The organism is Paenibacillus forsythiae T98, assembly GCF_000520735.1.
Taxonomy (GTDB): Bacteria; Bacillota; Bacilli; order Paenibacillales; family Paenibacillaceae; genus Paenibacillus_AQ; species Paenibacillus_AQ forsythiae.
In genome coordinates this window covers 1-584 of record NZ_ASSC01000626.1, presented here as the reverse complement: position 1 = coordinate 584, position 584 = coordinate 1, and the positions used below count along the sequence as shown (strand labels likewise).

Sequence of the window (584 nt, the reverse complement as noted above, 5' to 3'; positions counted from 1 at the left end):
CCCCCCCCCCCGCCGGTATTTCTTCCTCCAGCATGCGGATCTCGTCTTCCGCCAGGTTGCCCAGCATCGCCGTTCGCACGGCGCCCGGAGCGACCGCGTTCACCGTTACGCCCGAAGGCGCCAGCTCCCTGGCCAGCGCCTTGGTAAAGGCGTTGACGCCGCCCTTGCTCGCGGAATAGGCGACTTCGCAGGAAGCGCCGGAAATCCCCCAGACCGAAGAAACATTGATAATCCGCCCATACCGCTGCGAGACCATATGGGGCATGAAAATCTGGCTGCACAGAAAAGTCCCTTTCAGATTGACGGCCATCACGTCATCCCATTCCTCTTCGGTGAGATCGGCAAGCATGCCGTAATGGGACCGGCCGGCATTGTTGACCAGGATGTCCGGCTGCAAGCCGCTGGCCGCAAGCCGTTCGGCCATACGGTGAAGCTGACTTCGGTCTCTTAAATCGGCGGCCACGGTCATGACCTGCGAACCAGCGTTCATACAGCGCCGCGCCACCTCATTGGCCGCTTCATGGGAATGCATATAGTGAATGACAATATTCATCCGCGCAGAGGCAAAGCGCTCGGCGATGGCG

The 584-nt window shown here is 60.8% G+C and carries 1 protein-coding gene; it reads right to left on the bottom strand.

Annotated elements, in window-relative coordinates; all coding sequences use genetic code 11:
• Window positions 1-584: SDR family NAD(P)-dependent oxidoreductase (locus L692_RS0119365; RefSeq protein ID WP_025701712.1), on the bottom strand; the 584-nt coding region annotated here is incomplete at both ends.